At 72.8% G+C, this 25,244-nt stretch carries 24 protein-coding genes; 14 read left to right on the top strand and 10 right to left on the bottom strand.

The genetic code is table 11. The features are described 5' to 3' along the window. The first annotated feature begins 842 nt into the window (after positions 1-842). A complete protein-coding gene (locus tag EBO15_RS21995) occupies positions 843-2,120 on the top strand; it encodes a flavin-dependent oxidoreductase (RefSeq protein WP_122196309.1) in 1,278 nt (425 codons plus the stop codon). Positions 2,121-2,171: 51 nt separating this feature from the next. On the opposite strand, the gene EBO15_RS21990 is transcribed toward EBO15_RS21995, so the two are convergent. The 4 genes from EBO15_RS21990 to EBO15_RS21975 all read right to left on the bottom strand — a co-directional run bounded on the left by EBO15_RS21990 (position 2,172) and on the right by EBO15_RS21975 (position 5,123). After that, the gene (locus tag EBO15_RS21990; protein ID WP_122196308.1) at positions 2,172-3,119 is read right to left on the bottom strand and encodes a hypothetical protein; all 948 of its coding nucleotides are present in this window, start codon (positions 3,117-3,119) and stop codon (positions 2,172-2,174) included. Continuing rightward, complete coding sequence (locus EBO15_RS21985; RefSeq protein WP_122196307.1) at positions 3,116-3,730, bottom strand: RNA polymerase sigma factor; 615 nt, start codon at positions 3,728-3,730, stop codon at positions 3,116-3,118. Before EBO15_RS21985 ends, EBO15_RS21990 begins: the two co-directional genes overlap by 4 nt. 87 nt (positions 3,731-3,817) lie before the next feature. Then, entirely contained in the window at positions 3,818-4,561 is a 744-nt protein-coding gene (locus EBO15_RS21980) for a translation initiation factor IF-2 (protein ID WP_122196306.1), read from the bottom strand. Positions 4,562-4,628: 67 nt separating this feature from the next. Then, positions 4,629-5,123, bottom strand: coding sequence for an NUDIX hydrolase (locus EBO15_RS21975; RefSeq protein ID WP_122196305.1), 495 nt, complete (start codon positions 5,121-5,123; stop codon positions 4,629-4,631). A 36-nt stretch (positions 5,124-5,159) separates the two neighbouring features. Here EBO15_RS21975 and EBO15_RS44355 point away from each other — a divergent pair, with 36 nt between their 5' ends. The 3 genes from EBO15_RS44355 to EBO15_RS21965 are packed head-to-tail and all read left to right on the top strand — an operon-like array spanning position 5,160 to position 6,547. Continuing rightward, on the top strand, positions 5,160-5,309 hold the full coding sequence (locus EBO15_RS44355; protein ID WP_158628322.1) for a hypothetical protein: 150 nt from the start codon (positions 5,160-5,162) through the stop codon (positions 5,307-5,309). 5 nt (positions 5,310-5,314) lie between these two features. After that, the gene (locus tag EBO15_RS21970; protein WP_122196322.1) at positions 5,315-5,914 is read left to right on the top strand and encodes a DinB family protein; all 600 of its coding nucleotides are present in this window, start codon (positions 5,315-5,317) and stop codon (positions 5,912-5,914) included. A 39-nt stretch (positions 5,915-5,953) separates the two neighbouring features. After that, a complete protein-coding gene (locus tag EBO15_RS21965) occupies positions 5,954-6,547 on the top strand; it encodes a DinB family protein (protein WP_122196304.1) in 594 nt (197 codons plus the stop codon). Positions 6,548-6,595: 48 nt separating this feature from the next. Here EBO15_RS21965 and EBO15_RS21960 read toward each other — a convergent pair whose 3' ends face one another. After that, the gene (locus EBO15_RS21960) at positions 6,596-7,171 is read right to left on the bottom strand and encodes a TetR/AcrR family transcriptional regulator (protein ID WP_122196303.1); all 576 of its coding nucleotides are present in this window, start codon (positions 7,169-7,171) and stop codon (positions 6,596-6,598) included. A gap of 51 nt (positions 7,172-7,222) precedes the next feature. Here EBO15_RS21960 and EBO15_RS21955 point away from each other — a divergent pair, with 51 nt between their 5' ends. Continuing rightward, positions 7,223-8,047: a class I SAM-dependent methyltransferase gene (locus EBO15_RS21955; RefSeq protein ID WP_122196302.1), complete on the top strand. Its 825-nt coding sequence runs from the start codon at positions 7,223-7,225 to the stop codon at positions 8,045-8,047. Positions 8,048-8,057: 10 nt separating this feature from the next. On the opposite strand, the gene EBO15_RS21950 is transcribed toward EBO15_RS21955, so the two are convergent. Beyond that, entirely contained in the window at positions 8,058-8,423 is a 366-nt protein-coding gene (locus EBO15_RS21950; protein WP_122196321.1) for a MerR family transcriptional regulator, read from the bottom strand. A 76-nt stretch (positions 8,424-8,499) separates the two neighbouring features. Between EBO15_RS21950 and EBO15_RS21945 the strand changes: the two genes are divergently transcribed. The 4 genes from EBO15_RS21945 to EBO15_RS21930 all read left to right on the top strand — a co-directional run bounded on the left by EBO15_RS21945 (position 8,500) and on the right by EBO15_RS21930 (position 14,353). Next, complete coding sequence (locus tag EBO15_RS21945) at positions 8,500-9,372, top strand: NAD(P)-dependent oxidoreductase (RefSeq protein ID WP_122196301.1); 873 nt, start codon at positions 8,500-8,502, stop codon at positions 9,370-9,372. 172 nt (positions 9,373-9,544) lie between these two features. After that, complete coding sequence (locus tag EBO15_RS21940) at positions 9,545-11,059, top strand: alpha/beta fold hydrolase (RefSeq protein WP_122196300.1); 1,515 nt, start codon at positions 9,545-9,547, stop codon at positions 11,057-11,059. A gap of 109 nt (positions 11,060-11,168) precedes the next feature. After that, entirely contained in the window at positions 11,169-12,734 is a 1,566-nt protein-coding gene (locus EBO15_RS21935; protein ID WP_158628321.1) for an alpha/beta hydrolase, read from the top strand. Positions 12,735-12,859: 125 nt separating this feature from the next. Next, positions 12,860-14,353 carry an alpha/beta hydrolase gene (locus EBO15_RS21930; protein WP_147481606.1) on the top strand — a complete coding sequence of 498 codons (1,494 nt, stop codon included), beginning with the start codon at positions 12,860-12,862 and terminating at the stop codon, positions 14,351-14,353. A 42-nt stretch (positions 14,354-14,395) separates the two neighbouring features. Here EBO15_RS21930 and EBO15_RS21925 read toward each other — a convergent pair whose 3' ends face one another. Continuing rightward, positions 14,396-15,280 (bottom strand): ADP-ribosylglycohydrolase family protein, encoded by an 885-nt coding sequence (locus tag EBO15_RS21925; protein WP_122196297.1) that lies wholly within the window; start codon positions 15,278-15,280, stop codon positions 14,396-14,398. A 167-nt stretch (positions 15,281-15,447) separates the two neighbouring features. On the opposite strand from EBO15_RS21925, the gene dnaE reads away from it, so the two are divergent. Then, positions 15,448-19,011 carry a DNA polymerase III subunit alpha gene (dnaE, locus tag EBO15_RS21920; RefSeq protein WP_122196296.1) on the top strand — a complete coding sequence of 1,188 codons (3,564 nt, stop codon included), beginning with the start codon at positions 15,448-15,450 and terminating at the stop codon, positions 19,009-19,011. Between the two features lie 63 nt (positions 19,012-19,074). Here dnaE and EBO15_RS21915 read toward each other — a convergent pair whose 3' ends face one another. After that, positions 19,075-19,524: a MarR family winged helix-turn-helix transcriptional regulator gene (locus tag EBO15_RS21915; RefSeq protein ID WP_122196295.1), complete on the bottom strand. Its 450-nt coding sequence runs from the start codon at positions 19,522-19,524 to the stop codon at positions 19,075-19,077. 207 nt (positions 19,525-19,731) lie between these two features. Between EBO15_RS21915 and EBO15_RS21910 the strand changes: the two genes are divergently transcribed. After that, complete coding sequence (locus EBO15_RS21910; RefSeq protein ID WP_122196294.1) at positions 19,732-20,379, top strand: nitroreductase family protein; 648 nt, start codon at positions 19,732-19,734, stop codon at positions 20,377-20,379. A gap of 4 nt (positions 20,380-20,383) precedes the next feature. Here EBO15_RS21910 and EBO15_RS21905 read toward each other — a convergent pair whose 3' ends face one another. Continuing rightward, a complete protein-coding gene (locus EBO15_RS21905) occupies positions 20,384-21,376 on the bottom strand; it encodes a zinc-binding dehydrogenase (protein ID WP_122196320.1) in 993 nt (330 codons plus the stop codon). Between the two features lie 166 nt (positions 21,377-21,542). Here EBO15_RS21905 and EBO15_RS21900 point away from each other — a divergent pair, with 166 nt between their 5' ends. Then, the gene (locus EBO15_RS21900; protein WP_122196293.1) at positions 21,543-22,193 is read left to right on the top strand and encodes a TetR/AcrR family transcriptional regulator; all 651 of its coding nucleotides are present in this window, start codon (positions 21,543-21,545) and stop codon (positions 22,191-22,193) included. 48 nt (positions 22,194-22,241) lie between these two features. Here the strand turns inward: EBO15_RS21900 and EBO15_RS21895 are convergent, their stop codons facing one another. Beyond that, positions 22,242-22,802 (bottom strand): TetR/AcrR family transcriptional regulator, encoded by a 561-nt coding sequence (locus tag EBO15_RS21895; protein WP_122196292.1) that lies wholly within the window; start codon positions 22,800-22,802, stop codon positions 22,242-22,244. 147 nt (positions 22,803-22,949) lie between these two features. On the opposite strand from EBO15_RS21895, the gene EBO15_RS21890 reads away from it, so the two are divergent. Both EBO15_RS21890 and EBO15_RS21885 read left to right on the top strand, forming a co-directional pair. Further along, entirely contained in the window at positions 22,950-24,389 is a 1,440-nt protein-coding gene (locus tag EBO15_RS21890) for an MFS transporter (protein ID WP_158628320.1), read from the top strand. Beyond that, positions 24,386-25,192, top strand: a complete 807-nt coding sequence (locus EBO15_RS21885) for an SDR family NAD(P)-dependent oxidoreductase (protein ID WP_122196290.1) — start codon at positions 24,386-24,388, stop codon at positions 25,190-25,192. Before EBO15_RS21890 ends, EBO15_RS21885 begins: the two co-directional genes overlap by 4 nt. The last annotated feature ends 52 nt before the right edge of the window (positions 25,193-25,244 follow it).

Below are 25,244 nucleotides of genomic sequence, written 5' to 3'. Positions count from 1 at the left end.
CGCGACCGAGACCGAGACCGAGGACAAGGTCGAGACCGCCACTGCGATCGAGGTCGAGGTCGAGGTCGAGGCCAAGGAGGAGGCGAAGCCCAAGCGCAGGCGCAGGGCCAAGGCCAAGCCCGACGAGCCGAAGGCCGACGCCGAGCCCGAGACCGAGGCCCCGAAGACCGACGCCGACGCCGAGCCTGAGGCCGAGGACAAGGTCGAGGACACGACGGCCGAGGTCAAGGCGGACGCGGAAGAGACCAAGGCCGAGGAGCCCAAGGCCGAGGTCGAGGAGCCCAAGGCCGAGGTCGAGGAGCCCAAGGCCGAGGTCGAGGAGCCCAAGGCCGAAGAGACCAAGGCCGAAGAGACCAAGGCGGCGGCCCCGAAGACCCGCAGGCGCGGCCGCGCGAAGGCCAAGCCCGCGAAGGCGGAGGCCGAGAGCGCGGAGTCCGACGCGAAGGCCGAGGAGAAGTCCGAGGAGAAGTCCGAGACCAAGGACGCCGAGGTCAAGGACGAGGCCGAAGACAAGGCCGAGGACGACGCCGAGGTCAAGGCCGACGGCGCGGACGAGAAGAAGGCCGACGCCGAGGACGTCAAGGACGAGTCCGAGGCGTCCGGCGAGACGTCCGAGGACGCGGGCGAGACCGCGAAGGACGAGGCAAAGGACGAGGCGAAGGACGAGGCGGAGAAGCCCGCCGAGGCCGACTCCCAGAAGCCCGCTGAGGAGGCTGCCGGGAAGCCCGCCGAGGAGCCGGCGAAGGAGGCTGCCTCCACGGCGCGCAGGACGCGGCGGAAGAGCACGACGACGCAGACGGCCTCGCGGCCGCGGAAGCGGTCGACGAAGTAGGGCGCGGGCTGTGCGCGTCCTGGTGGCGGGGGCGGGCGTCGGCGGGCTGACCGCGGCGCTCTCCCTGCACGCCAACGGCATCGCGGCGACCGTCGTCGAGACGGTCGCCGTTCCGCGTCCGCTGGGCGTCGGCATCAACCTGCTGCCGCACGCCGTCCGCGAGCTGACCGAGCTGGGACTCGGGGACGTCCTCGCGGACCTCGCGATCCCCACCCGCCGGATGGCGCATTTCGACCGGCACGGCGGGCTGATCTGGGCCGAGCCGCGCGGCCGCGCGCTCGGCTACCGGTGGCCGCAGTACTCGATCCATCGCGGCGAACTCCAGATGGCGCTGCTCGCCGCCGTACGTGAGCGTCTGGGCGAGCAGGCCGTCCGCAACGGGACGAGCCTTCTCGGCTTCGACCAGGACGGCGAACTCGTGCGCGCGCGTCTCGGTGACCGCGCGTCCGGGGCCGAGGAGACCGTCGAGGCGGACGTCCTGGTCGGGGCGGACGGGCTGCATTCGACCGTCCGGAGCGTCCTGTGCCCGGACGAGGGCGGCCCGCTGTGGAACGGCATCCGCATGTGGCGCGGGGTCGTCGAGGCCGATCCCGTCCTGGACGGCCGCACGCTCGTGGCGGCGGGCACCAACGCGGCCGTCAAGCTCGTCGTCTACCCGATCTCGGCGCGGAGCGAGCGGGAGAGCGGCAGGGCCCTGCTCAACTGGGTCGTCGAGGCGCGCCGGTCCGGCACGTCCGCCGGGACGGCCGACTGGAACCGGACGGGCCGCATCGAGGACGTCCTCCGACACGTCGACGGCTGGCGGTGGGACTGGCTGGACGTCCCGGAGTTCCTGTCCCGGAGCGAGACCGTCCTCGAGTACCCGATGGTGGACCGCGATCCGCTGCCGTCCTGGACGCGGGGGCGGGTGACGCTGCTCGGCGACGCCGCGCACCCGATGTACCCGATCGGTTCGAACGGCGGGTCCCAGGCGATCCTGGACGCGCGCGTCCTCGCCTACGAGCTGGCCCGCGCGGACGACGCCCGGGGCGGCCTCGCCGCGTACGACCGGGCGCGCCGCGATCCGGTCAACGCGATCGTGCTGGCCTGCCGCGCCATGCCCGCCGACCAGATCCTGCAGACGGTCGCCCGGCGGGCCCCGGACGGTTTCGACCGTATCGAGGACGTCCTGACCCCGGACGAGCTGGCGGACATCTCGACCGCCTACCGCCGCACGTCCTTCCAGGACGCGGACGCCCTCAACGAGCGCCCGTCCTACACCGTCCCCCCGCCCCGCCCAGACGCCTGACGCCCGCCCGCGCGGCGCCCCGGGCGGGCGGGCCGGGCCGGGCGGTGGCCGTCACCGCCGGCCGGCCTCGTCCACGACCTTGCATTCGAGCACCGCCGTGCTCTCGAGCACGGTCCCCTTCTTCACCAGGCCGCCGGCCACGCGATGGTCGGCCACGGAGTCGCGGCCCGTGCCGAGGAGCCGGAAGCTCCCCGGCTCGATGATCAGCGTCTGCCGTTCTCCGCCGTCGGTGAAGGAGAAGCCGTCGCCGCGGCGGCCCGCGAGGTCGGTGAGGCCCGGCCGGACGACGACGCCGGGGATCCTGGGCAGGAGTTCGAAGAGCTCCTGCCGGAGCGGGAGCGGCAGCGGGTCACGGAGCATCCGGGTGACCAGGACGAACACGTTCTCGGACACCTGGGGCGGGATCCGGCTCGGGTCCCACGTGCCGCTGAGGTGCCGGAGCAGGGCGTCGGGGGTACGCGGGAGGTCGCCGTAGTTCGCGAACGAGTAGGGAGACCGGTAGGCCCCGTCGAGAACCGCCGGTCCCGTGTCCTGCGCCTTACCGATCGACTTGGAGACATGCAGCCTTCCTCCGGGCTGGTCGATGGTGGCGACCGCCTGACCGTCCACGCGGTACCACTCCTCCTGCCCGGCCCTCACGGTGAGGATCACGCCCTTGTTCCAGGTGCTCATGGACGAGCCGCGCGCGAGAGTCCTCTTCACGTAGATCCACTGGTGCGGGCCTGGGCGGTGGTAGGAGGCGGCCTGGATGCCGCCCGACGCGCCACCGGTGTCGCGGACGACGGCGGCACCGACGCCGATGCCGACGATGAGCAGGGCCGCGGCGGCGATCGGGAGGACGGCCCGCCGGGGCATGCCCGCGCGTGGGGCGCGCGCCGGTTCCGGGGCGCCGTCGGTGAGGGTGAGCAGGTTCGCGCGGATGCCGTCCCGGACGGACGCGTCCATCGGCGGCGGGTCGCGGCGCAGGTCGCGCAGCGTGTCGAGGTCGTCGTCGTTCATCGGGCGTCCTCCCCCAGCGCGGCGCGGACCTTGCGGCGCGCCCTGGACAGCCGCGACCGGACGGTGCCGAGCGGGATCTCCAGCGCGGCCGCGACCTCCTCGTAGGTCAGGTCGCCCCAGGCGACCAGCAGCAGGACGTCCCGGTCGCCCGCGGGCAGCTTCGCGACGGCCCCCGCGAGTCGCCGTTCGGACTGCGCCGCGACGCGTTGGAGCACGGCGTCGTCCAGGGGTTCGGGCAGCGGGTCGACGCCCGTGCGCTGCAGGGCCCGCAGGTACCGCTCCTCGGACCTGCGGTGCCGGGCGATGAGCCTGCTCGCGATGCCGTACAGCCAGGGGCGCGCGTTCGGGTACGTCAGGTCGTAGGCGGCGCGGCGGCGGAACGCGGTGTAGAAGGTCTCCGCCGTGATGTCCTCGGACGCCTGGACGCCGAGCCTCCGAGCCGCGTAGTCGTGGATCCGCTCGCCGTGCCGGTCGAACAGCACCGCGAAGCATTCGGGCTCGTTCAGCGAGCGTCCGATGAGGGCGGCATCGTCGAGGACGGCGTCGTCGAGCACGGCGACGCGGGCGCGGGCCGGGAGCACCGTGGGAACGGGTTCGGGGAGGGCCGTCATGAGAGTGTCCCGTAGGTCATGACGTCCTTCTCGGGTCGGAGATGGGGTTCGCACACCTGTTGTCGCCCGAACCCGCCGATCGGGTTCTCAGTGCGGGGGCGGCATGGGGCTGATGGCGTTGCCGGCGGAGCAGCCGCCTTCGCCTGGCATGCGTTGGATGGTGGACGGGGTGAACACGGCGGTCTCTCCCGGCGCGACGCGGACGAGCACGCAGTCGAGCGCGCCGTAGGCGTGGAGCGGCCGGACGGTCAGGGCCAGCCCGACCGTGTCGCCCTCGGTCAGGTAGGCGGCGTCGATCGCGGGGTCGAGGCGCATCCGGGTCACGGCCGCGCGGATCCCCGTCTCGTCGGCGCGTCCGCCGCGCGGGACGGACGGGAGGGCCTCGCGCAGCCGGGCCTCGGACGGCAGCGCGGGGGCCTTCGGCCAGGGCGCGAACGTGAGCGGGGCGTTCGACGGGCACGGCACCTGCGGCGGGACGGTGTCGAACTCGGCGTTCCGGTCGATGGCGAGCTCGAAGCAGCGCCGGACGGTGACCTCGTCCCCGTTCGCCGACTCGCCGCCCTGGCCTTCGACCCGGACGACCAGGCGCACGCCGCCGGTCTCCGGGGACGTCCCGGACACCTTCAGGACGTCGGCGTCGTCCAGTTCGGAGGCGCGGTGGGCGAGGTCCTGCGGGGCGCTGAGCGAGTTCGCGCCGCGCAGGACGTTGCCCATCCGGCGGGCCTTGCCGCGGGCCACGTCCGTGGCCTGGTCCTCGGCGGACGGCACGAGGCCGCATCCGGCCACGGAGGCGGACAGCAGAAGGCCCGCGAGGGGCGTGAGTCGGCGCACCCGCCCATGATCGGCCCGCGCCCGCCCGGCCCACATCCGTACGGATACTCAGATCCCGGCGGTCGTCTCAGAGGCTCGGGGCGGCGTCGCTCTCGGGGCGGCGGGATCTCAGGTGGGCGCCGTACCGGGCGACGATCGGGCGTTCCGGTCCGATGAGGCCGTCCGGGACGTCGTCGATGTCGAAGAACCGCGCGCCGCGCGACTCGGCCGGGTCGATGACCAGGGGGACGTCCGAGCGGACGCGGGCGAGGTAGGCCGCCGTCACGTTGTAGATCTCGTCGCCGTGCGGGAACCGGTGGTAGCACTCGGGTCCCGAGAACACGTCGAGGAGGGCGAGCTCCCCGAGTTCGACGCCGATCTCCTCCCGCACCTCGCGCCGTCCGGTCTCCTCGAACGACTCGCCGGGCTCCATCAGCCCGCCCGGCAGGCACCAGCCCGCTCCGTCGGCGCGGTCGAGCAGCAGCAGCCGCCACGCCTCGTCCACCAGCACGACCGACGTCCCCGGCAGCAGCAGCGGCCGCGTCCCCACGTACCGCCGCAGCTCGCTGACGTAATCCGTCACCCGCGCCCCTCTCCCCCACGGTTGAACGCTCACCTGTTGACGACGATCATTCACCCTCGGGGCGGCGTCCGGCGGCAGAACGGGTCGGCGAGCGGCAGCGAGTCGTCGCCGGGCGGCGTGTCGGGCGTGTCCGGCGGTCGGGACTCGACCGGGATCGACCGGAACGCCGGGCGGACGGCAGAATGACCGTCATGATCACGTTCGACGCCAAGGCCGACCTGCTCCTCCACCTCCAGGACGCCCGGGACGCCATGGTCTGGAAACTGGACGGCCTGACCGAGTACGACGTCCGGCGCCCGCTGACGCCGACGGGGACGAACCTGCTCGGGCTGGTGAAGCATCTGACGGGCGCCGAGGCGGCGTACTTCGGCACGACGTTCGGGCGGCCGTTCGACGGTCCCGCGCTGTGGTTCGGGGGCGACGCCGAGCCGAACGCCGACCTCTGGGCCACCGCGGACGAGTCGCGCGAGCGGATCCTCGACGGGTACCGCGCGGCGTGGCGGCACGCGGACGCGACGATCGGGGCGCTGGAGCTGGACGCCGTCGGCCGGATCCCGTGGGGGGACCGTCCGGAGCAGACGCTGCACCGCGTCCTGGTGCACATGATCGGCGAGACGCACCGGCACGTCGGGCACGCCGACATCGTCCGGGAGCTGGTGGACGGCGCGACCGGCCAGCGTCCGGACGGCGCCAACATGGCCGAGGGCGACGCCGCCTGGTGGGCCGGGTACCGCGCCAAGCTGGAACGCGTCGCCGAGGAGGCGCGGGCGGCGTCCGGCGAGGGGCGTTAATCGACTGGACAGGGCCGCGCCGGACGACAGACTGGTCGCATGACCCACCCTGACATCAAGACCCGCCTGCACGAGTACCTCGTCTACGGGCGCGAGGCCCTGCTCTGGAAGCTCGAGGGGCTGTCCGAATACGACCTGCGCCGTCCGATGACGCCGACCGGGACCAACCTGCTCGGCCTGGTGAAGCACCTGGCCGGGACCGAGTCGGTCTACTTCGGCCTGGTGTTCGGCCGCCCGTTCCCCGAGGACCTGCCGTGGATGGGGGAGCACGCCGAGACGAACGCCGACATGTGGGCCACGCCCGACGAGTCGCGCGCGGAGATCCTGGCCCTGTACGAGCGGGTGCGCGCGTTCACGGACGCGGCGATCGCCGACCTCCCGATGGACGCGACGGGCCGGGTCCCCTGGTGGCCGGAGGAGCGCGCGAACGTGACGCTCGGGCAGATCCTCGTCCATGTCGCGATGGAGACGCACCGGCACGCCGGGCACGCCGACGTCGTCCGCGAGCTGATCGACGGCGCCGTGGGGATGCGCGTCGGCCGGGAGAACATGCCCGAGACCGACCCGAACTGGTGGGCCGACTACCGGAACAAGCTGGAAGAGGCCGCGAAGACCGCCGCCGCCTCCTCCTGACACTCCCCTCGCGGTGCCGCGGACGCGCGGCACCGCCCCGGCCCGGGGTCAGCCCGCCATGACGATGGTCGTGGCGACGATCTCGCGGACGGTGTCGCCGCCGCCGTCCCCGCTGGTGAAGTGCATGTGCGCGCTGCCGATGAGCATGAGCGCGAGCGTGTCGGCGCTCGCGCCCGCGGCGATCCGCCCGGCGGCGCGCTCGGCCTCCAGATAGGCCGTGATCATGATGGCGCCGTGGGTCAGCACCGGGAGCCCGGGGTGCCCGGCCTCGCGCAGCCGGGCGCGCAGGGCGTCCCGCGAGGTGACCAGGGCCACCATCGCGACGGCCAGGGGGCTGAACAGCTCGGTGAGCGCGCCGGTGAGGACGTCGACGACGTCGCCCGTCCCGGCCGCGGCGAGCAGGGTCTCGCGCTGCGCCTCGACGCGGCGCACCCGGTCCTCGACGAGGCCCGCGAGGAACGCGTCGAAGTCGGTGAAGTGCCGGTGCAGGACGCCCTTGGCGACGCCCGCCTCGGTGGTGACGGCGCGGCTGGTCAGGCCGCCCGGACCGTCCCGCAGCAGGACGCGCTCGGCGGCGTCGTACAGCTGCTCGCGCGGATCGCGGATGGCCACTCCGGTCGGCATGCGCGTCGGTCCCCCCTTGTTGAGTGGGCATGTGCCCACTAATGTGGGCGCATGCCCACTCTACCGTCGGGAAACCTCCGGCCCCCCGAGGGACGCGAGGCCCACGAGGCCCGCGAGATGGCCGAGTCGTTCGGCGCCGCCGCCGCGCGCTACGACCGCGCCCGCCCCGCCTACCCGCAGGCCCTGATCGACCGGATCGTCGCCGCCATGCCCGGACGCGACGTCCTCGACGTGGGCTGCGGCACCGGCATCGCGTCCCGCCAGTTCCAGGCGGCGGGACGCGCGGTCCTCGGCGTGGACGTCGACGAGCGCATGGCCGCGTTCGCGCGCTCGCGCGGCCTGGACGTCGAGGTCGCCAAGTTCGAGGAGTGGGACGCGTCGGGCCGGACGTTCGACGCCGTCGTGTCCGCGACGACCTGGCACTGGCTGGAGCCGAACGCCGCCGCCGCGAAGGCCGCCGAGGTCCTGCGCCCGGACGGCGTGCTCGCCGTGTTCTGGCACCTGTTCGACCCCGAGCCGAGGGCCGCCGAGGCGTTCGCGGACGTCTACGCGCGCGTCGTGCCCGAGCTGGAGGCCTTCACCCGTCCGCAGGCGAGTGCGCGCGGCCACTCGACCATCGTGGACAAGGCGTCCGACGGCATCCGCGCGACGTCCGCGTTCGGCGAGCCGGAGACGTGGGAGTACGCGTGGACGCGCGACTACACGCGCGACGCGTGGCTCGACCACGTCCCGTCGACCGGCATCGCCCCCCGCATCCCCGCCCCGGCGATGGAACGGCTCCTGGACGGCCTCGGGTCGGCCGTCGACGCCTTGGGCGGCTCCTTCACCATGCGCTTCACCACGCACGCCCTGGTCGCCGTCCGCGCGACGGCATAGGCGCGGGCGGTCAGGCGCCCACGGGGTGCCGTTCGGTGGCCGCGATGAAGTCGGTGAGGCTCTCGCGCGTCCGGGCGAGCGTGTCGATGCGCTCGTCCAGGCCGTCCAGGCGGGAACGGAGCATGTCGAGGACCTCGGGGCACGGCTCCAGGTCCGCCTCGGCGCCGGTGGCGCACGGCAGGACGTAGGCGATGTCCTCGGTCGAGAGCCCCGCCGCGAGCAGCCGCCGGATCTGCGTCACCGCCAGGACGGCGCCGGACCCGTAGTCGCGGTAGCCGTTCGCCCCGCGCTCCGGCTTCAGCAGGCCCTGCGCCTCGTAGTAGCGCAGCTGGTGCGTGTGCACTCCGGTCCTCCGGCTCAGCTCCCCGATCCGCATGGCGTGTTCCCCCTTGACCTTCATACCGGTGTGAACGTTGAGGATTCTGCCACGAGCACCACGAAGGGCGGAGAACATGAATAACCACGACAAGACACCGGTCACGGTCATCGGCCTCGGGCTGATGGGGCAGGCGCTGGCCTCGGCGTTCCTGCGCGCCGGGCACCCCACGACCGTCTGGAACCGGACGGCGTCGAAGGCGGAACGGCTCGTCGCGGACGGCGCGAAGGCCGCGGCCACGGCGACGGACGCCATCGCCGCGAGTCCCCTGGTGGTCGTGTGCGTCACGGACTACACCGCCGCCCGCGACCTGCTCGACCCGGCGGACGGCTGGGACGGGCGCGTCCTGGTGAACCTCACGTCCGGGACGGCGGACCAGGCGCGCGCCATGGCCGCCTGGGCGGACGAGCGGGGCGCGACCTACCTCGACGGCGCGATCATGGCCGCGCCCGACGTCATCGGCGGGGACGCGCTGATCGTCTACAGCGGCCCCCGCGACGCGTACGACGCGCACGAAGGCACCCTGTCGAGCCTCGGTTCGGGGACGCGGCACCTCGGCGACGACCACGCCGTCACGGCGTTCCACGAGATGGCCGTCCTCAGCCTGATGTGGAACATGCTGAACGGCTTCCTGCACGGGGCCGCGCTGCTCAAGGCGGCGGGCGTGGACGCCGCGTCGTACGTCCCGATCGCCGCCCAGGGCATCGGAACCGTCTCGGCCTGGCTCCCCGGGTACGCGCGGTCGGTGGACGACGGCGAGTACCCCGTCCTCGACTCCACGCTCGACGGGCATCTCGCCGCGATGCGGCACCTCGTCGAGGCCAGCGAGTCCCTCGGTGTCAGCGCCGAACTGCCGGCCCTCGTCAAGGACCTCGCCGAGCGCGCCGTCGGCGCGGGACACGGCGAGGGCGGCTACGCGGTCCTCGTCGAGCAGTTCGCCAAGCCGTGAGGGCCCGGCGAGGGCGCCGGTCCGGGCGCCCTCGCCACGGCGGCCTGCTGCGGCGGCAGTAGCGCGCCCCAGGTCAGGACGTCGCACGGCCGCGTCTACTGCCGCCGGCTCAACTCGGTTTCGGCCCGGCGGAGGATTCGCGGCCGCGGACGGCCCGCCTAGCGTCCTGGACATGAGGAGATCACGTTGGGTCACACGCGGCGTCGCGGCCCTGGCCGCCGCCACCGCGACCGCCACATCACTCCCGGGCCTCGCCTCCGCCGCGCCGTCCGCCGCATCGCTCCCGGGTTCCGCCACCGCCGCGTCCGCGCCCATGTGGAACCCCTGCTCGGACGTCGCGCAGAGCCCGGCGCAGTGCGCGGACATCCGGGTCCCGGTGTCGTGGGCGGATCCGCGCGGACGGGACATCCCGCTGCGCATGTCCCGCCTGCCCGCGCTCGATCCGAGGCACCGGATCGGGACGCTGCTGTTCGTCCTCGGCGGGCCCGGCATCCCGTCCGCGGAGCTGAGCGCCCAGCAGGGACGCGCGCTGGTACCCGCCGCACTCCAGGACCGGTTCGACATCGTCGGCGTCGACCCGCGCGGCGTGGGCGCGAGCGCCGCCGTGAAGTGCGCCGGACCTGCCCTGCCGTCCACGACGCCGGTCTTCCCGAACTCCCCCGCTCAGTTCGCGTCGCTCCAGCGGCAGAGCGCGGCCTACGGGACGTCCTGCGTCGAGAACTCCACGCCCGGCCTGGTCGCCAACGTCGACACGGTCAGCGTGGCCCGTGACCTGGACGCCGTCCGCGCCGCGCTCGGGGAGCGAAGGCTCAGCTTCCTGGGGATCTCCTACGGGACGCTCATCACGCAGACCTACGCGCGCCTGTACCCGGACCGCGTCCGCGCGATGGCGCTGGACGGCGCCGTGGACCACACCGTCGGCCCCCGCGCCCTCCTCTACGACGAGGCGGCATCGACATCGCGCGTGTTCGCACGGTTCGCCGCGTGGTGCTCGGCGACGGCGTCCTGCGCGCTGCACGGTCAGGACGTCCTCAAGGTCTGGGACGACCTGCTCGCCCGCGCCGCCCGCACACCGATCCCCGCCCCGAACGCCACGGTCGGGGAACCGACGGTGAACGACGACGCGATCCGGATGGCGCTGCCGAACCTGCTGATCAGCGGCCCGACGTCCACGCTCCTTCCGTCGTCCTGGCCGGTGCTGGGCGAGGGCATCGCGCGCGCACGAGCCGGGGACGCGTCGATCCTGTCCGACAACTCCATGGCCGGAACACCCCAGGACGCCTACATCTCCATCGGCTGCCAGGACCTCCCGCCCCAGCTGCACGGCTACGCCGACATGGCCGCCCGGCTGAAGCGGGCGCGCGCCCTGTCTCCGCACACGGGCGGCGCGTCCGGGTCCTGGCTCGTGACGGCCGCGTGCGCGGCCTGGCCGCTCCCGGCGTCCAACCCGTGGGCCCCGCAGAGGATCACCGGCGTCCCGCCGACCCTGATCGTCAGCACCAGGAACGACCCGTCCACCCCGCTGGTCTGGGCCCAGGGCCTTCAGCGCCAGATCGCGGGCAGCCGCCTGCTCGTCGCCGAGGTCACCGGCCACCTCGGGTTCGTCAACTCCGCCTGCGCCCGCGCCGAGGAGGCGGACTACCTCGTCACCGGGATCCTCCCCACCCGGACGACCTGCGGGGCCTGACCTGCGCTTTCCCGGGCTCCGCGCCATACACCGTCCTCCGGTGGGCTGACATGGCCTTCCACCCGCCGGAGGATGGACGATCATGGACGGCCTCCCTAGCGTCCTGATCATGACAAGATCACGTTGGACGGCGGTCGGCGTCGCGGCCCTGGCGACGGTCGCCGCGACCGCCGCGTCCCTGCCGGGATCCGCTGCCGCCGCCACGCCGCTCGTCACGTCGGTCGCCGCGCCGTCCGTCACATCGGTCGCCGCGTCCGGGCCGAAGTGGGGCGCCTGCCCCGCCCTCGCCGCCGCGAAGACCCCGAACACCGCGAAAGGCGTGAACGGCGCAGGCCCGGCGCAGTGCGCGGACATCACCGTGCCGCTGTCCTGGGCCGCTCCCCGCGGCCGGACCATCACGCTCCGCCTGTCCCGCCTGCCCACGCTTGACCGAAAGCACCGTGTCGGGGTGCTGCTGTTCAACCCGGGCGGCCCCGGCGTCGCGGGCGCCGAGACGATCGCCCAGGCGGGACGCGCGCTGCTGCCCACGGCGCTCCAGAACCGGTTCGACATCATCGGCTTCGACCCGCGCGGCGTCGGAATGAGCACCGCCGTGACCTGCGGCGGCCCCGGCCTGTCCGGCAGGGTCCCGGTCTTCCCGCGCTCGCGGGCGCAGTACGCGGCGGTCCGGCGGCAGAGCGCGGCCTACGGGGCGTCCTGCGTGAAGAACTCCCTGCCGGGGTTGGTCGCGAACGTCGGCACACCGAGCGCCGCCCGCGACATGGACGCGATCCGCGTCGCGCTCGGCGAGAAGAAGATCAGCTACCTGGGCCTCTCGTACGGGACGTTCCTCGGGCAGACCTACGCCCGTCTCTTCCCGAAGCGGGTCGGCACGATGGTGCTGGACGGCGCGTTCGACCACGCCGTCGGCCCGAAGAGGTTCGTCGACCAAGAGGTGTCGGCCCTCTCCCGAGTCTTCGGCCGGTTCGCCTCGTGGTGCTCGGCAACAGCCTCATGCGCGCTGCACGGCCAGAACGTCACCAAGGTGTGGGACGACCTGCTCGCCCGCGCCGCCCGCACACCGATCCCCGCCCCGAACGCCCAACACGGCGCGACGACGGTGAACGACGACACGATCCGGATGGTGCTGCCCAATCTGCTGCTGTTCGGCCCGACCAGCTCGCTCATGCCGTCGACCTGGCCGACGCTGGGTGAGGGCATCGCGCGCGCACGGGCCGGGGACGCGTCCCTACTGGCCGACAACTCCATGGTCGGCGAACCTCAGGACGCCTACGCCGCCATCGGCTGCCAGGACTTCCCGCCGCGGCTCCGTGGGTACGCCGACGCCGCCGCCCGGCTCAGGAAGGCCCGCGAACTCGCCCCGCACACCGGCGCCGCGTCCGAGGCGTGGCTGATGACGGACCTGTGCGCGTCCTGGCCCGTCCCGGCGTCCGACCCATGGGCCCCGCAGAAGATCACCGGGACCCCGCCGATCCTGATCACCAGCACCCGGTACGACCCGTCCACCCCGCTCGTCTGGGCCCAGGGCCTGCACCGCGAGATCGCCGGCAGCCGCCTGCTCGTCGCCGACGTCGCCGGGCACACCGCGTTCTTCAACTCCGCCTGCGCCCGGGCCGCGGAGGCGGACTACCTCATCTCGGGCAGGCTCCCCGAGTCCATGACCTGCGGCGTCTGAGCGTCCCGTCCGAGGGCGGCCCTGCGGTCCACGCCCTCGGACGCCCCCGGGTCCTCCCTTCTGCTGATCATCCGTACGACCTGGGAGGGATGAGGGGAATGGGGCGATCTCTATACCTTCCTCGCATGAGGAGATCACGTCTGGTGACACTCGCCGTCGCGGTACTGGCCACCACCGCCGCGACCGCCGCCTCGCCACCCGAGTCCGCGCTCGCCGCGCCGTCCACCGCACCGTCCACCGCACCTTCCTGGGGCCCCTGTCCCGAGGCCGAGCCGGGGGCCGACGCTCAGTGCGCGGACATCAAGGTGCCGCTGTCCTGGTCCGCCCCCCGCGGCCGGACCATCACCCTCCATGTGTCCCGCCTGCCCGCCCTCGACCGGAAGCACCGGATCGGGGCGATGCTGTTCAACCCCGGCGGCCCCGGCGGCGAGGGCGGCGCACTGATCGCCGCGGCCGGGCGCGAGGTGATGGCCCCCTCGCTCCAGAACCGCTTCGACATCATCGGCTTCGACCCGCGCGGTGTCGGCAGGAGCACCGCCGTGAAGTGCGGCGGGCCAGCCCTGTCCGCCAAGGTCCCCGTCTTCCCGGACTCGCCCGCGCAGTTGGCGGCGGTCCGGCGGCAGAGCGCGGCCTACGGGGCGGCCTGCGTCAAGAACTCCGAACCCGGCCTCGTCGCCAACGTCGACACGGTCAGCGCGGCCCGCGACATGGACGCGATCCGCGTCGCGCTCGGCGAGAAGAAGATCAGCTACCTGGGCCTCTCCTACGGGACGTACCTCGGCCAGACCTTCGCGCGCCTGTACCCGCACCGCGTCAACACGATGGTCCTGGACGGCGCGATGGACCACGCCGTCAGCCCGAGCGACTTCCTCTACGAGGAGGCGTCGGCGGTGTCGGTCGTGTTCGGCCGGTTCGCCTCGTGGTGCTCGGCGACGGCGTCCTGCGCGCTGCACGGCCAGAACGTCACCAAGGTCTGGGACGACCTGCTCGCCCGCGCCGCCCGCAAACCGATCCCCGCCCCGAACGCCCAACACGGCGCGACGACGGTGAACGACGACACGATCCGGATGGTGCTGCCGAACCTGCTGCTGATCTCGTCGTCCTCGCTGGTCCCCGCGACCTGGCCGACGCTGGGCGACGCCATCGCGCGCGCACGAGCGGGTGACGCGTCACTTCTCGCGAACAGCTCCTCGGTCGACCAGACTCAGGACGCCTACGCCGCCATCGGCTGCCAGAGCTTCCCGCCGCAACTCCGCGGCTACGCCGACGCCGCCGCCCGCCTGAGGAAGGCGCGCGCGTTGTCCCCGCACACCGGCGGCGCGTCCGAGGCGTGGCTGATCACGGACCTGTGCGCGTCCTGGCCGCTCCCGGCGTCCGACCCGTGGGCCCCGCAGAAGATCACCGGGACCCCGCCGATCCTCGTCACCAGCACCCGGTACGACCCGTCCACCCCGCTGGTGTGGGCCCAGGGCCTGCACCGTGAGATCGCCGGCAGCGGCCTGCTCGTCGCCGAGGTCGCCGGGCACACCGCGTTCCTCAACTCCGCCTGCGCCCGCACCGAGCAGGCGAACTACCTGATCACGGGCAAGCTCCCGACGACCGCGACCTGCGGCGCGTAACCCGTCCCGGGCGGCCGGGCCCACCCGGCCGCCCCCAACGGATCAGCCCGGCGACGCCCAGGACGGCAGCGGCTCGACCGCCTCGAGCCATCCGTTCGGCAGCCCCTCGGAACCGAGCCCCGACGCGACGATGCCGCCGACGATCGCGCAGGTGGTGTCCACGTCCCCGCCCGCGGACGCCGTCGTCCAGAAGGCCCGCTCGAAGTCGTCCAGGTTCCGTGCCGCGGCCCAGATCGCGAACGGCACCGTGTCGTGGGCCGCGACGGCCCGCCCGTTCCCCAGGATCTGGGCGACGGTCCCCGCGTCCGACAGCGTCAGCAGATGGCGCGCCTCCACCAGCCCGTCGCGCACCTTCCCTTCCGGGACGTGCTCGAGGATCCGGTCGATGAACGTGCCGGGCCGCTGAGCCCCGGACGCGGCGAGACCGGCGGCGACGGCCACCGCGACCGCTCCCGCGACGGCCTCCGGATGGGTGTGGGTGACGGTCGCGGAGAGCGCGGCCTGCCGCGCCGCCTCGGACAGGTCGTCCGCCAGAAAGGCCCCGAGCGGAGCGACGCGCATCGCCGCCCCGTTCCCCCACGAGCCGCCCCCGTCGAACAGCCCGGCGGCGAGCTCCCGCCAGTCGCCGCCCTCCCGGACGAGCCGCAGCATCCGGTTCGTCGACGGCCCGTAGCCGCGGTCGAAGTCGTGCCGCTCGGCGAAGGACGCGGCGAGGACGTCCTGGTCGATGCCGCGATGGACGGCCAGGACGAGGTACACCGAACAGGCCATCTCGGTGTCGTCCGTCCACTGCCAGGGCCCGGGCGGCAGCGACCGCGCGTCCAGATGAGAACGGTTGGAGGGGACGAAGAACTGCGACCCGAGCGCGTCTCCGAGGGCGAGCCCGGCCAGGGACCCCCGGGCCCGGTCGATCCGATCGTGTGACATCGGCCCATCCTCGCCGATCCGGGAGCGCGGCAGGCCAGGGTTCCCGGGGTGCTCACGTCGGGCGGCGGGTGGGTCATAGGGTGGCGCCACCACGCCGGAGGCGGGCGTCGACCCGACCCCCAATTGTGGCTTTGACCTGCGCAAACGCGTTCTCTTGGGGGTGTCCCTTGTCCGACTCGTTCGCCCATCTGCACGTCCACACCGAGTACTCCATGCTGGACGGCGCCGCCAAGATCGATCCGCTCGTCCGCCGCGCCGCCGAGCTCGGGATGCCCGCCGTCGCGATGAGCGACCACGGCAACATGTTCGGCTCGTACGAGTTCTACAAGAACGCCAAGAAGGCCGGGATCACCCCGATCCTCGGCGTCGAGGCCTACGTCGCCCCCGAGTCGCGGCACGTCAAGAAGCCGATCCTGTGGGGCGAGCCCCACCAGAAGAAGACGAACGAGCAGACGGGTGAGGGCGGCGACGTCTCGGCGTCCGGGTCCTATCTGCACATGACGATGTGGGCCAGGGACGCCGGCGGGCTCCGGAACCTGATGAGGCTCACGTCGCTGGCGTCGCTGGAGGGCCACTACCGCAAGTGGCCGCGGATGGACGACGAGCTGCTGTCGGAGTACGGCGCGGGGATCATCGCGACGACCGGCTGCCCGTCCGGCGCGGTGCAGACGCGGCTGCGGCTCGGGCAGTACGACGAGGCGCTGAAGGCCGCCGCGAAGTACCAGGAGATCTTCGGCAAGGAGCACTACTTCCTGGAGCTGATGGACCACGGCCTGCCGCTGGAGCGGCGCGTCCGCGAGGACCTGCTGAGGATCGCGGGCGCGCTCGGCATCCCGCCGCTGGTCACCAACGACTCCCACTACGTCACCGAGGACCAGTCCGAGGCGCACGACGCGCTGCTGTGCGTCGGCACCCAGGCGCTGCTCACCGATCCGGACCGGTTCCGGTTCGGCGGGTCGGGCTACTACCTCAAGACCGCCGACGAGATGCGCGCGGTCGACGCGTCCGAGACCTGGCGGGAGGGGTGCCGCAACACGCTGCTCGTCGCCGAGATGGTCGAGCCGTACGACCCGGTGTTCGAGCGCCGTGACCTGGCCGCCAAGTTCCCGATCCCCGAGGGCGAGACCGAGTCGTCGTGGCTGCGGAGGGAGGCGTTCGCGGGGGCGGGGCGGCGGTTCGGCGACCCGGTCCCGCCGGAGGTGGCCGAGCGGATCGAGTACGAGCTCACCGTCATCGACGACATGGGGTTCCCCGGGTACTTCCTGGTCGTCTCCGACATCTGCCGGTACGCGAAGAACAACGGGATCTGGCTCGGCCCCGGGCGCGGCTCGGCGACCGGCTCGATGGTCTCCTACGTCACCGACATCACCGACCTCGACCCCATCGAGCACGGCCTGATCTTCGAGCGCTTCCTCAACCCCGAGCGCGTGTCGATGCCGGACGTCGACCTCGACTTCGACGACCGCCGCCGCGAGGACATGATCCGGTACGTCACGGAGAAGTACGGCCGGGACAACGTCAGCCTGATCATCACCTACATGTCGATCAAGTCCAAGGCCGCGGTGAAGGACGCCTGCCGGATCCACGGGCTGCCGTTCGCACTCGGCGACCGGATCACCAAGGCGTTCCCGCCCGCCGCCGGCGGCAAGGAGATCCCGCTGTCGGCGGTGTTCGACGAGGACCATCCCCGGTACGCGGAGGCCACCGAGCTGCGGCAGCTGTACGGCGACGACATCGAGGTCAAGCGCGTCATGGACACGGCCGTCGGCATCGAGGGCCTGACCCGCGGCACCGGCGTCCACGCGGCCGGGGTGATCCTGTCGTCGCGTCCGCTGATCGACGTCATGCCGATCCAGCAGCGCCAGGACGACGGGGCCCGCATCACCGGCTACGACGGGCCGTCCTGCGAGGAGCTCGGCGCGCTCAAGATGGACTTCCTCGGCCTGCGGAACCTGACCATCCTCGGCGACAGCATCGACAACGTCCGCGCCAACCGCGGCGAGGAGATCGTGCTGACCGGGCTGCCCATGGACGACGCGCGAACGTACGCGCTGCTGCGCGAGGGGCACACGCTCGGCGTCTTCCAGCTCGACTCGTCCATGATGCGGGACCTCACCAAGCTGATGTCCCCGACCGAGTTCGAGGACGTCTCGGCCGTCCTGGCCCTCGGACGCCCCGGGCCGATGGGCGCGAACGCGCACGTCAACTACGCGCTCCGCAAGGCCGGGCAGCAGGACGTCGCGCCGATCCACGACGAGCTGAAGGACGCCCTCGAACCGATCCTCGGCAACACCTACCACCTGGTCGTCTACCAGGAGCAGGTCATGGCGATCGCCCAGCGGCTCGCCGGATACACCCTCGGCGGCGCGGACCTGCTGCGGCGCGCGATGGGCAAGAAGAAGAAGGAGGAGATGGACAAGCAGTGGGCCATCTTCTCCCAGGGCATGGCCGACAAGGGCTACACCGCCGAGGCCGCCCAGGCCGTGTGGGACGTGCTCGTGCCGTTCTCGCAGTACGGGTTCAACAAGTCCCACACCGCCGGGTACGGGATGGTGTCGTACTGGACGGCCTACATGAAGGCGAACTACCCGGCCGAGTACATGGCGGCGCTGCTGACGTCCGTCGGCGACAACAAGGACCGCATGGCCATCTACCTCGGCGAGGCCCGGCGGATGGGCGTGAAGGTGCTGCCGCCGGACGTGAACGAGTCCGCCGGACGGTTCGCGGCGGTCGGCGACGACGTCCGGTTCGGGCTCGGCGCGATCCGCAACGTCGGCGAGAACGTCGTCGCGGGGATCATCGAGGGGCGCACGGAGCACGGGCCCTACGGCGACTTCAACGACTTCCTCTCCAAGGTCCCGATGCCGGTCTGCAACAAGCGCGCCGTCGAGTCGCTGACCAAGGCCGGGGCGTTCGACGGGCTCGGGCACCGGCGCCGGGCCCTGATGACCGTCCACGAGCAGGCCGTGGACGCCGTCATCTCCGAGAAGAAGAACGCCGCGATCGGCCAGGACTCCCTGTTCGGCGGCCTGGACGCGTCCGCGCCCGACGCGGGATCGGCCACGGTGGGCGTCCCGGACGAGCCCGAGTGGGACAAGTCCACCCTGCTGGCGTTCGAACGGGAGATGCTCGGCCTCTACGTCTCGTCCCATCCCCTGGACGGCACCGAACGCATCCTCGAGCGCCACCGCGACGCGACCACCGCCGACATCACCGGCGGCGGCCGCGAGGGCATGGTGCGGGTCGCGGGCCTGATCGCCGGTCTCGACCGCAAGGTCACCAAGCAGGGCAAGACCTGGGCGATCGTGAAGCTGGAGGATCTCAACGGCTCGGTCGAGGCGCTGTTCTTCCCGTCCGCCTACCAGCTGTACGCGCACGCCATCGCGGCCGACCTGGTCGTGTCGATCCTCGGGCGCGTCAACGAGCGCGACGGCGGCATCTCCCTGCACGCCCAGGAGATGGAGGTGCTGGACGTGGCGTCGGCGAGCGGCAGCGAGCCGCCCGTGGTGATCACCCTCGGCGCCGACAAGATCACCGAGGAGACGGTGGACCAGCTCAGGAACATCTTCCGCGCCCATCCCGGCGACGTCCCCGTCCACCTGTCGGTCAGGCGGCTCGGCGGCCGGAAGACCGTCGAGTGGGACCTGACCTTCTTCCGGGTGAAACCGTCGCCCGCCCTGTTCGGCGACCTCAAGTCCGTCCTCGGAGCGGGCGCAGTCACCCAGGGCTGACCCCTGCGCGGGCCGACGCCCGGCGCGCGGCGTTCACCGGGCGCGGGCCGGGCGGGCCCTGGGTCAGAGCTCCATGAGTTTGCCGACGAGCGCGGTGAGCTGGGCGCGTTCGGCGGCGTCGAGCGGCGCGAACGTCTCGTCCAGGAAGGACGGGACGGCGCCCTCGGCCTCGGCGAGGCGCGCGCGGCCCTCGCCCGTGAGGGTGACGGCGTAGGAGCGGCGGTCGTCGGGGTTGCGCTCGCGGTGGACGAACCCGGACTTCTCCAGGTCGTCGCACACGTTCACCATGACGCTGCGGTCGATGCGCAGCTCCTCGCTGAGGACCTGCTGGGAGCAGGGGCCGACGGCGTCGAGCATCTTCAGCACCAGGTGCTGCCCGACGCCGAGTCCGTGCCGGGTGGCGTGGGCGTCGGCGGCGCGGGCCAGCGCGGACGAGAGCCGGCAGATCGCGATGTCCGGGCGCTCGGTCGCGAGCACCGGGAAGTACGCCGGGCGGGCGGTCTTGGACGGCATGGCTCTCCTGCTCTGTCGGCGCGTCCAGGCTAGCAGAACCATCTTTCGAGCGATTGTTTGACAGCAGACGATTGACGATCATACGGTTTTGATCGTCTTTCCACAGACGATCTACACCAAGACGGTTCGCTCGAGGACGGAGTCCGCGGTGACGCCTTCCGAGACCCGTCCGGCGACCGCACCCACCTCCCGAGGAGGAGCACCACGATGACCCTCGACCTCACCCCCGACGAACTGCTGTCCACCACGCGGGCCGTCCGCAAGCGGCTCGACTTCGACCGTCCCGTCCCGCGCGAGCTGATCGAGGAGTGCGTCGACCTCGCCACCCAGGCGCCCACCGGACGCAACCGCCAGCGCTGGCACTTCATCGTCGTCACCGAGCCGCGCCTGCGCCGCGAGGTGGGCGACGTCTTCCGCCGCGCGCTCGCCGCCGCCGAGGGCCCGCCGCTGAACGCCCGGGACGTCCGCCGCATGAACCACTCCCCGCGCTCCACCCAGGGCGTGTTCGACGGGCTGCGGCACCTGACCGAGAACATCCACCGCGTCCCGGCGTTCGTCATCCCCGCCATCGAGGGACGCACCGACCGCGCCTCCGTGGCCGTCCAGTCCGGAACGTGGGGCTCCATCCTCCCTGCGGCATGGAGCTTCATGCTCGCCGCCCGCGCCCGTGGTCTCGGCACCACCTGGACCACCGCCCAGGGCCCCCTGGAACGCGAACTCGCCGCCACCCTGGGCGTCCCCTACAACGAGGTCATGCTCGCCGCCTTCATCCCCCTCGCCTACACGATCGGCACCGACTTCAAGCCCGCGCCCCGCGTCCCCCGCGACCAGGTCCTCCACTGGGACCGCTGGTAGGGGTTCAGGGGAGGAGGGCGAGTTTGCCTGTCGTGGCTCGGGATTCGAGGGCGGTGAGGGCCTTCGAACCATCGGCCAGGGCGTAGGTGGTGGGGTGGGCGGGAGTGAGGACTCCGGCGGCGATGAGCCCGAACAGTTCGCCCATGACCTCGCCGAAGATGTGCGGCGCGGACTCGATCAGCACGCCGATGTTCAGGCCGATGAGGTGGACCTGGTGCTTGTAGACGAGGTCCCAGTTGGTGAGGGTCGCCTCGCCGCCCGCGAGGCCGAAGACGACGACGCGGCCGGTGACCCGCCTGGTCGCGCCCAGACTGGCCTCGAAGGTGCCGCCGCCCGCCGATTCGAGGACCAGGTCCGCGCCGTGCCCGCCGGTCAGGCGCGACACCTCGGCGGCGATGTCGGCGTCGCGGGAGTCGAGCACGTGGTCGGCGCCCAGCTTCCGCACCGTGTCGTGCTTGCCCGCGGACGCGGTGGCGATCACCGTCGCGCCGTAGTGCCTGGCCATGACCACCGCGGCCTGGCCGGTCGCGCCCGCGGCGGCGTGGACGAGGACGGTCTGCCCGGCCTCGATCCGGCCCAGCGGCTTGAGCGCGGCCAGCGCGGTGGGCAGGTTCACGACGAGGCCGAGCGCCTGCGCGTCGTCCCAGCCCTGCGGCACGGGCACGGCGGCCACCGCGGGCATCGGCATGTACTCGGCGAAGGCGCCGTGGCCGACGCCGACCACGTGGACGCCGGGCTCCAGGCCGGTCACGTCCGCGCCCACGGCGGCGACCTCCCCGGCGGCCTCGAAGCCCGCGAGGTACGGCGGCCGCGGGCCGTCCCGGAACGTGCCGTGGGCCTGGGAGATGTCGGCGTAGTTGACGCCGGCGGCGGTCACGCGGACCAGCACCTCGCCCGGCCCCGGCGACGGGACGGGCGCGTCGGTGACGAGGCGCAGGTCGCGCGGGCCGTTCAGGGACGTCTGCCGCAGTGCGCGCATGGTGACGGGAATGCTCACGGCCATCGTCTCCGTCCTGCCGGACGCGACGCCCGCTCCTGCACGGTCGTGCGGGCAGCGTCGGCCGGCGCTGTTTGTTTGTCGAACGACAAACAAAGCATCGCACGCTCCTCCTGGGCATGTGGCCTATTATTTGTCGAACGACAAAAAATTATGGAGGACGTCGATGGCGACGCGAGGCAGGCCGCGCACGTTCGATCCGGACGCGGCGCTGCGCACGGCTCTGGACGTGTTCTGGGAGCGGGGCTACGAGGGGACGTCGATGACCGACCTCGCCGAGGCCATCGGCGTCGCCTCGGCCAGCATCTACTCCTGCTTCGGCGGCAAGGAGGACCTGTTCCGCCAGGTCGTGCGACTCTACGGCTCCCTCTCGGGCGAGCCGCCCCGGCGGGCGCTGCGCGAACAGCCGACCGCGCGCGCCGCGATCCACGCCATGCTGCGCGCCACCGCCGACGAGATCACCCGCCCGGGAACGCCGCACGGCTGCATGCTCGTCCTCGCCGCCCCGACCGGCGCGGTGGAGAACCACGGTGTCCGGGAGTTCCTGGCCGACCGCCGCCGCGCCGTCCTCGCCGAGATCAGGGACCGCCTCGTCCGCGGCGTCATCGAGGGGGACCTGACGGTGTCGATGGACGACCTGGACGCCCTCGCCCGCTACTACACGACGGTCGTCCAGGGCCTCTCGATCCAGGCCCGCGACGGCGCCACCCGCGCCGAACTCGAGACCGTCGTCACCTGCGCCATGGCCGCCTGGACCGCCCTGACCTCCCCGCCGCCCTCGGTGTCCCCGCCGTCCCCGCCGGTCTCGCCGTCCTGAACCACGGCGGACGGCCGGCGTCGCGGTCGACCGGTGCGCCGTGGCCGGTCAGGCCGACACGATCTCCCTGGCCAGAAGCACCGCCTCCGCCGCCGCCCTGCCCTCTCCGGCGATGACGGTGTACGGGGAGTAGAGGCCGTTGATGATCAGCAGGATCCGGTCGACGAGCCGGTCCGGGTCGGCGGTGGGGGTGCGCGCGGCCAGGTCGTGGAGCCGGCCGCGGACCTTCTCCAGGTGCTCCACGATGAACCGGTGCACGGGATGGTCGGGGTCGGGGTACTCGGCGAGGGTGTTGCGCAGGCCGCAGCCCCGGGTCCCGGGCAGGCCGGCGCCGACGACGCGCACCAGCTCGACGAGCTGCTCCTGCGGCGTGGCGGCGGCGGCGAGCGCGCGGGCGAACTTGACGTCCCACTCGGCGCCGCCTCGCTCCAGGTACGCCACCACCAGCTCGTCCTTGCTGCCGAACTCGCGGTAGAGCAGGTTCTTCCCGCAGGCCGCCTCGTCGATGATCCGCTGCATGCCCACGGCGTGCACGCCGTACCGGTCGAACAGGTCGTTCGCGGCGTCCAGGATGCGTTCGCGCGTTTGTGGTGAGGGCCTCCGGGCCATGCCGCCACGATAACAGACCGATCGGTCCGTCCGAATGCGCCCGGGTTGACAGGGTCACCCCCGAACGAGAACGATGGCGGACCGATCGGTCCGCCCGTCATGGGACCGATCGGTCCGTCATCAGCGGCTCAGGGAGGGCCCCACCGAATGAACACCGAGACCGCGACGTCCGGCAGACCCGGCGTCGAGGCGCCGTACCCGCGCCGCTGGGCGGCGATGGCCGTCCTGGTCGCCGCCTTCATGCTGGACCTGCTGAACGTCACGATCGTGAACGTCGCGCTGCCCGCCATCCAGCGGGACCTGCGAGCCGGTCCCGCCGACCTGGAGTGGATCTCGGCCGCCTACCTGCTCGCCTTCGCCGCGGCACTGATCACCTTCGCCCGGGTCGGCGACCTGCTGGGCCGCAGGCGGGTCTTCCTGTGCGCGGTGGCCGCCTTCGCCCTGACCGGCCTGTGGTCCGGCCTCGCGGACGACGTGCCGACGCTGATCGTCTCGCGCGCGGCCCAGGGACTGGCCGCCGCCGCGATCGCGCCGCAGGTGATGAGCATCCTCTACAGCATGTTCAGCGGACGCGAACGGGGCACGGTCTTCGGCGTGTTCGGCCTCGTCTCCGGGGCCGCCCAGGCGGGCGGGCTGGTGCTCGGCGGCGCGCTGGTCGGCGCGGACCTCGGCGGGCTGGGCTGGCACATGATCTTCCTGGTCACCGTGCCGGTCGCCGCCGCGCTGGTCGCCCTGGGCGCCTGGCTGGTGCCCGAGAGCCGGGCCGCCGGTGGCGCGCGCCCCTGGTGGCCCGCCTCAGGAGTGCTCACCGCCGGGCTCGTCGCCATCGTGTTCCCGCTCCTGGAGGGCCGCGCCCTCGGCTGGCCCGCCTGGATCTGGATCTGCCTGATCGCGGGCATCGCGGCCCTGGCCGGGCTGGCCGTCGTCGAGCATCGCCGGCCGGAGCGCAGGGCGGGCGCGCTGCTGCCCGTCGCGCTGTTCCGCGAGCGGATCGTCACCGCCGCGCTGGTCGTCGAGCTGGTCGCCTTCGCGGCCTTCAGCGGCTTCAACCTGGTGATCCTGGTGTGGATGCAGAGCGGCCTGGGCTATTCGGCCCTCGACGCCGGACTGACCACCATCGCGCTCATCGCCGGAGCCCTGGCCCTGACCTCGTTCGTCGGCCGCCTCACCCACCGCTTCGGCCACCGCGTGATCCTGGCGGGCTCCCTGGTGGCCGCGGCGGGCAGCGCCACCGTGCTGGTCGCCGCCGAGACGGGCGCGGCCGACACGACCGGCTGGGCCCTGGTGCCCGGCCTGCTCCTGGTCGGCGGCGGGACGGTCCTGATCATGCCGCCGCTCACCACGCTGTTCCTCGCGGCCGTCCCGGCCGAGCACGCCGGTTCCGCCTCGGGCCTCTGGAGCACCGGCCAGCAGTTCGGCGCGACGCTCGGCGTCGCCGGCGTGGGCACCACCTTCTTCGCGGCCGCCGACGACGGCGGCTACGACTCGGCGATCTCGGCCGGCATGTACGTCGTCACCGCGGCCCTGGTCCTCGCCACCGTGCTCACCCTCACCCTCAAGCCACGACCACAGGGAGACAGAGCATGAAGAACATCGTCATCCCGGGCGGCACCGCCGGTCTGGGCAGGGCGCTCGCCCGCGCCTGCATCGAGCGCGGCGACAACGTCCTCGCCATCGGCCACGACCCGGCCAACGGGGAGCGGTTCGTCGCGGACGGCGGGGAGTTCCTTCTGGCCGACCTCAGCCTGATCGGCGAGAACGAGCGGGTCGTCCGGGAGATCGAGGCCCGGTTCCCCTCCCTCGACGCGCTCGTCCTGTGCACCCGGTTCTTCCGTTCGCACCGCCGCGAGACCTCGGACGGAATCGAGCACCAGTTCGCCCTGTTCTACCTCAGCCGCTACCTCCTCGGCCACGGCCTCGCCGGCCTCCTGGACAAGGCCCCGGAGCCGGTCATCGTGAACGTCGCGGGGCCGGGCACGCCCGCCGGGCGGATCCACTGGGACGACCTCGAACTGCGACGCGGTTACGACGGTTTCGAGGCCCTGTTCCAGGGCGGCAGGCTCAACGACCTGCTCGGCGTCTCCTACGCGGGCGCCCACCCCGGCAGCCGGATCCGCTATGCGCTCGTCTTCCCCGGCAACGTGGCGGGGAACCTCGCGGGAGAGTTCGACCCGCGGACGGCGGCCCAGGTCGAGCGGATGAAGGCCGCCGGGCTACCGGTCGCGACGGCCGTCCCCCCGATCATCGACCTCATCGACGGCCCGCCCGGCGAACCGCTGAGCGCGTTCTCCGAAGGCCGGCGGCTCGGCCTGACCGGCCCGTCCTTCGACCGGGCCGACGCGGCACGCCTGGAGTCCATCACCAGAAGCCTCCTGAGCGAAAGGGGCTGAAGCGTGTCTCGAAGTCGGCGCCCGTCGCGCAGCAGGGCAGGTGACTTCGAGA

The sequence above is a fragment of the Actinomadura harenae genome, from assembly GCF_003696215.1.
Classification (GTDB): Bacteria; Actinomycetota; Actinomycetes; order Streptosporangiales; family Streptosporangiaceae; genus Spirillospora; species Spirillospora harenae.
The sequence above is the reverse complement of the archived record's forward strand: the minus strand, read 5'-3'. Positions and strand labels throughout refer to the sequence as shown.